This is a genomic window from Streptomyces sp. NPDC030183, from assembly GCF_055573455.1.
This window is the reverse complement of the sequence record NZ_JBVIBK010000052.1, coordinates 21,041-27,222: the sequence shown is the minus strand read 5'-3', so window position 1 is coordinate 27,222 and position 6,182 is coordinate 21,041. Positions and strand designations below refer to the sequence as shown.

At 73.2% G+C, this 6,182-nt stretch carries 2 protein-coding genes; both read right to left on the bottom strand.

Annotated elements, in window-relative coordinates; all coding sequences use genetic code 11:
- Positions 1 to 143: 143 nt before the first annotated feature.
- On the bottom strand, positions 144 to 992 hold the full coding sequence (locus tag ACZ4Z2_RS36420; RefSeq protein WP_468081988.1) for a DNA-formamidopyrimidine glycosylase family protein: 849 nt from the start codon (positions 990 to 992) through the stop codon (positions 144 to 146).
- Positions 993 to 1,063: 71 nt separating this feature from the next.
- Positions 1,064 to 6,028 (bottom strand): ATP-dependent helicase, encoded by a 4,965-nt coding sequence (locus tag ACZ4Z2_RS36415; RefSeq protein WP_468081987.1) that lies wholly within the window; start codon positions 6,026 to 6,028, stop codon positions 1,064 to 1,066.
- Between the last annotated feature and the right edge of the window lie 154 nt (positions 6,029 to 6,182).

The following is a 6,182-nucleotide window of genomic DNA, read 5'->3' as shown; positions in this document are numbered from 1 at the left end:
GTCTTCAAACGGTCATCGACATGCACGTACAGTGCCGTCAAGAGGGTGTCTAAATCGGTCGTCACAACCCGATGTTGGACACCCTCCCTCCGTTCATGAACCCCGTAATCGGAACTACTCGTCTAGCGGTACGGGACGCGTGGTCAGCTCGGGGGACGGCGCTGGGGGCGCGGGCGGGTCGCTCTGGGGGTGCCTGGTGCCGGTGCCGGGCCCTGCTGGCAGGTCGGGCACCAGTAGGTGGGGCGTTCTCGGGAGCCGTCTCCCTGGTCACCGGCCCGGATGGGGGTGTTGCAGCGCAGACAGGGGCGTGGCGCGCGGCCGTACACGAACAGGTCGTGGAGGCGCAGGCCCGTGGTGCTGCGGATCGGACGGTCGCGGTTGGCTTCGAGGAGTTTCTTGGCGAGGGCCGGAAGCAGGGCGGCGCGGTCCTGGGGGAGGTCACCGACGGGGAGCCATGGGGTGACGCGGAGCAGGAAGCAGAGCTCGCTCTTGTAGACGTTGCCGATGCCGGCGAGATTGCGCTGGTCGAGGAGGGCCTCGCCGAGGGGGCGCGCGGGGTCGCGCTGGAGGTTGGCGAGGGCGAGGTCGGGGTCCCAGTCGGGGCCGAGCAGGTCGGGGCCGAGGTGTCCGACGACTCGGTGTTCGTCGGTGGTGCGCAGGAGTTCCAGCACGGGGAGGCGGTAGCCGACGGCGGTGCGGTCGAGGGTGCCCAGGATCGCGCGGATCTGGTGTCCCGGGCCGCCGGTCCAGCGTTCGCCGTTTCCGTACACCTTCCAGGAGCCGTCCATCCGCAGGTGCGAGTGCAGTGTGAGACCGCCCTCGATCCGGGTCAGGAGGTGCTTGCCCCGGGGGGTGACGTCGAGGACGGTGCGGCCGGTGAGGTCGGCCGTCGCGTACTTGGGCACGCGCAGGTCGGAGCGGTACAGCACCTTGCCGGCGAGGGCGGTGTGCAGCCGCTTCGCCGTCTGCCAGACGGTGTCACCTTCGGGCATGGGTCAAGGGTGGCATGAGGGAGCGGGTGGGGGTGGGCGAGGCCTGGGCCGGGGTCTTGTTCGGGGGGCGCTCAGGCGCGGATGCGTAGGCCGCGGGGGGTCGCGATGAAGCCTGCTCCTTCCAGGAGGGGGCCGTGGGGGGAGGTGAGGGCGGAGGTGCCGTTCACGCGTTCCACGGTGACCGTGCCGAGGGAGCCGGCGCGGGCGGCGGCGGCCAGGGCTTCGGCGGCCGGGCGGAGGCGTGGGTCGTCCTGCGGCCTGGCGTCCGGGTCGGCGGGCCAGGCCAGGAGGGTCTTGCCGCCGCGCTCCATGTAGAGGGTGAGCTCGCCGTCGACGAGGACGACCAGGGAGCCCGCCTTGCGGCCCGGCTTGTGCCCGGCGTCGGTGGGCGGATCGGGCCAGGAGAGGGCGGCTCCGTAGGCGTTCGCAGGATCGGCGGCGGCCAGGACCACGGCTCTGTTGGAGGGGGCGGTCCGGGCGCGGTTCGGGGGGCCGCTTCGGGCCTGCGGGGCTGGGAAGCCCTCGCGGCTGTGGGGGCCTTGGGGCCACTGGGGCTCTTGCCTGCCCCAGCCGTTGTTGTTCCCCTCGCGGCCGTTGCCGGCGTTGCCACCATTGCCGTCGAACGATGTCGTCCCGGTTCTCCCCGTCCCGAAGGGGTCGTCCGTGTCGAGGTCGGTGTCGTCGGTGAGCCAGTCGGGGAGGTCCAGGTCGGCCGGGGCGGCGGTGGGGGAGCCGGGGGCCGGGGCAAGGGCCTGGGCGTGGCCGTCCGGGCCCGGTCCCGGGGCGGGCTCGCCCCTCTCGCGGGCGTTGGCCACGGCACGCAGGCGGTCCACCGCCCCGTCCATCGCGAACTGGGCCGCGCCGAGTCCCTCGACCACATAACCGCGTCGGGCCTGGCCGCTCTCCTCGAACACGGACAGGACGCGGTACGCCGCCGAGAAGCCGCCCTCGACGCCCTCGGCGGAGACGGCACCCCGGGTGACCACGCCGTGCCGGTCGAGAAGTGTGCGGGCCAGGGCGTGGGCGCGGACGGTGGGGTCGGGTTCGTGGGCGGGAAGCAGGGACCAGCGGCCCGCGACGGTGGGCGGGCCTGTACGGGACTGGGAGCGCGCGGCGGCGGTCAGGGAGCCGTAGCGGCCGCGAGGAACGGCGCGCTTGGCGCGGTGAGCCGTGGAGCCCGCTGTGCGGCCCGAGCCGAGCAGGGAGCGCATGGGGGCGAGGGTGTCGTTCGTGAGGCGGCCCGACCAGGCCAGGTCCCAGATGGCGTCGGCCAACTGGGGATCGGTGGCCTCCGGGTGTGTCGTGGCACGGACCTGGTCGGCGATCTGGCGGAAGAACAGGCCGTAGCCGCCGGACAAGGCGTCCAGGACGGACTGGTGGAGTGCCGTCAGCTCCAGCGGGTGCGGGGATGGTAGGAGCAGCGGGGCCGTGTCCGCCAGGTACAGCGACACCCAGCCGTCCTTGCCGGGGAGGGCGCCGGCGCCCGCCCACACGATCTCTCCGGCGGCCGTCAGCTCGTCGAGCATCGCGGGGGCGTAGTGGGCGACCCGCGACGGAAGGACCAGCTTCTCCAGGGCGGACGCGGGCACGGAGGCGCCCTGCAACTGTTCGATCGCGCGGACCAGTCCGTCGATGCCGCGCAGTCCATGTCCGCCGCCCACGTGCTGCCACTGGGGAAGGAACTGGGCGAGCGCGGCGGGCGGCACCGGCTCCAGCTCATGGCGCAGTGCGGCGAGGGAGCGGCGGCGCAGTCGGCGCAGCACGGCCGCGTCGCACCACTCCTGGCCGATGCCCGCCGGGTGGAACTCGCCCTGTACGACCCGGCCGTTCGCGGCGAGCCGGTGCAGGGCGCCCTCGGTGACGGCCACACCGAGGCCGAAGCGTGCCGCCGCCGTGGCGGAGGTGAAGGGGCCGTGGGTGCGCGCGTACCGGGCGAGGAGGTCGCCGAGCGGGTCCTTGACCGGTTCGGTGAACGCCTCCGGCACACCGACGGGCAGGGCCGTGCCGAGCGCGTCACGCAGGCGCCCGGCGTCCTCGATCGCCGCCCAGTGGTCGGTGCCCGCGATCCGGACCCGGATGGCGCGCCGGGCCCCGGCCAGCTCCCGCGCCCACTGCGGGTCGGCGCCGTGCTGCGCCAACTCGCCGTCCTGGAGCGGCCCGAGCAGACGGAGCAGGTCCGCGACGCCCTCGGCGTCCTTGACCCGCCGGTCCTCGGTGAGCCACTGGAGCTCCTGCTCCAGCTCGGCCAGCACCTCGGCGTCGAGCAGCTCGCGCAGCTCCGCCTGTCCCAGCAGCTCCGCCAGCAGCCGCGAGTCCAGCGAGAGGGCGGCGGCGCGGCGCTCGGCGAGCGGTGAGTCACCCTCGTACAGGAACTGGGCCACGTAGCCGAAGAGGAGCGAGCGGGCGAACGGTGACGGCTCCGGGGTGGTGACCTCGACGAGGCGGACCTTGCGGGACTCGATGTCACCCATCAGCTCGGCGAGACCAGGCACGTCGAACACGTCCTGGAGGCATTCGCGGACCGCCTCCAGGACGATCGGGAACGAGCCGAACTCGCTCGCCACCTGGAGCAGCTGGGCGGCGCGCTGCCGCTGCTGCCACAGCGGGGTGCGCTTGCCGGGGTTGCGGCGGGGCAGCAGGAGTGCGCGGGCGGCGCACTCGCGGAAGCGGGACGCGAACAGCGCCGAGCCGCCCACCTGGTCGGTGACGATCTGGTCGACCTCGCCCTTGTCGAAGGCGACGTCCGCCGCGCCGACCGGCGCCTGCTCGGCGTCGTACTCCGTGCCGGCCTTCGCGGGCTCCATGTCGAGGAGGTCCAGGCCCATCAGGTCGGCGTCCGGCAGCCGCAGCACGATGCCGTCGTCGGCGTGCATGACCTGGGCGTCCATGCCGTACCGCTCGGACAGGCGGGCCCCGAGGGCGAGCGCCCACGGGGCGTGGACCTGGGCGCCGAAGGGGGAGTGGACGACGACCCGCCAGTCGCCCAGTTCGTCGCGGAAGCGCTCGACGACGATCGTGCGGTCGTCGGGGATGTGGCCGCATGCCTCGCGTTGTTCGGCGAGGTAGGAGAGGACGTTGTCCGCGGCCCAGGCGTCGAGACCGGCCGCGAGCATGCGCAGCCGGGCGTCCTCCTGGGACAGCGAACCCACCTCGCGCAGGAACGCGCCCACCGCGCGGCCCAGTTCGAGCGGGCGGCCGAGCTGGTCGCCCTTCCAGAAGGGCAGCCGGCCCGGAACACCCGGGGCGGGGGAGACCAGAACCCGGTCGCGCGTGATGTCCTCGATGCGCCACGAGCTGGTGCCCAGGGTGAAGACGTCGCCGACGCGTGACTCGTACACCATCTCCTCGTCCAGCTCCCCGACCCGGCCGCCGCCCTTCTTGGGGTCGGAGCCGGCGAGGAAGACCCCGAACAGACCGCGGTCCGGGATGGTGCCGCCGGAGGTGACCGCGAGGCGCTGGGCACCCGGGCGCCCGGTGACGGTGCCGGCGACCCGGTCCCACACCACGCGCGGGCGCAGTTCCGCGAAGGCGTCGGAGGGATAGCGGCCGGCGAGCATGTCGAGGACCGCCGTGAACGCGGACTCCGGGAGCGAGGCGAAGGGCGCGGCCCGCCGGACCGTGGCGAGCAGGTCGTCAACCTGCCAGGTGTCCATGGACGTCATGGCGACGAGTTGCTGGGCCAGTACGTCCAGGGGGTTGCCCGGGATCCTCAGGGACTCGATGGAGCCGGTACGCATCCGTTCCGTGACGACGGCCGCCTGCACCAGGTCACCGCGGTACTTCGGGAAGACCACGCCGGTGGACACCGCGCCCACCTGGTGCCCCGCGCGTCCCACGCGCTGCAGACCTGATGCGACGGACGGCGGTGACTCCACCTGGACGACGAGGTCCACGGCACCCATGTCGATGCCCAGTTCGAGACTGGACGTGGCCACCACGGCCGGCAGCCGGCCCGCCTTGAGGTCTTCCTCGACGAGCGCACGCTGCTCCTTGGAGACCGAGCCGTGGTGGGCGCGGGCGAGAACCGGGGGCGCCCCCTGGGCCGCACCCGATCCGCCCATCAGCTCGGCAGGGGCGTGGTGTTCGTCCAAGGGCTCGCCGGTGGCCCGTTCGTACGCGATCTCGTTCAGTCGATTGCACAAACGTTCGGCGAGGCGACGGGAGTTGGCGAACACGATCGTGGAGCGGTGGGCCTGGACCAGGTCGGCGATCCGCTCCTCGACATGGGGCCAGATCGATGGGCGTTCCGCCCCTTCATTGCCTTCGGCGACCGGGGAGCCGCCCAGTTCGCCCAGGTCCTCCACCGGGACGACCACGGAGAGGTCGAACTCCTTGCCGGACGGGGGCTGGACGATCTCCACCCTGCGGCGCGGGGAGAGATAGCGTGCCACCTCGTCGACGGGACGCACGGTGGCGGACAGGCCGATGCGGCGCGCGGGCTTCGGCAACAGCTCGTCGAGCCGCTCCAGGGAGAGCGCGAGATGCGCGCCGCGCTTGGTGCCCGCGACCGCGTGCACCTCGTCCAGGATGACCGTCTCCACGCCCGTCAGCGCATCGCGCGTGGCCGACGTCAGCATGAGGAACAGGGACTCCGGCGTGGTGATCAGGATGTCGGGCGGACGGGTGGCCAGGGCACGGCGCTCGGCGGCCGGGGTGTCGCCGGAGCGGATGCCCACCTTCACCTCGGGCTCGGGCAGCCCGAGGCGGACGGATTCCTGGCGGATACCGGTCAACGGACTGCGCAGGTTCCGTTCCACGTCCACCGCGAGGGCCTTGAGCGGTGACACGTACAGCACCCGGCAGCGCTTCCTCGGGTCCGCCGGGGGCGGGGTCGACGTCAGCTGGTCCAGCGCGGCGAGGAACGCGGCCAGGGTCTTGCCGGAGCCGGTCGGGGCCACCACCAGCACGTCCGAGCCCTCGCCGATCGCCCGCCACGCCCCGGCCTGGGCCGCGGTGGGCGCGGAGAAGGCCCCCGTGAACCAGCCGCGGGTCGCGGGGGAGAAGCCGTCGAGGGCTCGATCTGCGGAGCTGACCATGCCCCCATCCTGCACCCGCCCACTGACAATGAACGTGACCTGCGCAAACGGCGGCCCCGGCGGGGCCCGCATGCCCTCCTCTTTCCCTCTCCTCCCTGCCTCCGTCCTTGCGAGCGAGTCGCCAGGACCCTGCCTGACCAGCACATGCCGACGA

What these genes read in the sequence shown, in the direction of transcription:
- ACZ4Z2_RS36420 (WP_468081988.1), bottom strand. Translation starts at nt 992, where the DNA reads ATGCCCGAAGGTGACACCGTCTGGCAGACGGCGAAGCGGCTGCACACC.
- ACZ4Z2_RS36415 (WP_468081987.1), bottom strand. Translation starts at nt 6,028, where the DNA reads ATGGTCAGCTCCGCAGATCGAGCCCTCGACGGCTTCTCCCCCGCGACC.